This is a genomic window from Microbacterium maritypicum MF109 (genome assembly GCF_000455825.1).
In the GTDB taxonomy this organism is placed as follows: domain Bacteria; phylum Actinomycetota; class Actinomycetes; order Actinomycetales; family Microbacteriaceae; genus Microbacterium; species Microbacterium maritypicum_A.
Genome location: NZ_ATAO01000050.1, coordinates 1 through 443 on the forward strand (window position 1 = coordinate 1; position 443 = coordinate 443).

The 443-nt window shown below is 69.5% G+C and carries 1 protein-coding gene; it reads left to right on the forward strand.

Translation table 11 applies throughout. The annotated features are described in order from the left end of the window. The coding region (locus tag L687_RS0120855) for a histidine kinase (protein WP_031206734.1) at positions 1-443 on the forward strand (443 nt) is incomplete at both ends.

Consider the following 443-nt stretch of genomic DNA (forward strand, 5'->3'; position numbering starts at 1 on the left):
CCCGCCGGGTCGACCTCCACCGCGGGATCGCCCTGACCGAACTCGACGTCGACGCCGTGCTCGAGCGGGCACCCGAGATCGCCCTCGTGGACGAGCTGGCGCACACCAACGTCCCCGGCTCGCGCAACGCCAAGCGCTGGCAGGACGTGGACGAGCTGCTGGATGCGGGCATCGACGTGGTGACCACCGTCAACGTGCAGCACATCGAGTCTTTGAACGCCGTGGTCGAGAAGATCACCGGCATCGCGCAGCAGGAGACGATCCCGGACGCCGTGGTCCGCGCCGCCGACGAGATCGAGGTCGTCGACCTCGCCCCGCAGACGCTCCGTGATCGACTCTCGGCCGGACTCGTCTACCCGGCCGAGCGGATCGACGCCGCCCTGTCGAACTACTTCCGCCTCGGCAACCTCACCGCACTGCGCGAGCTGGCCCTGCTCTGGCTC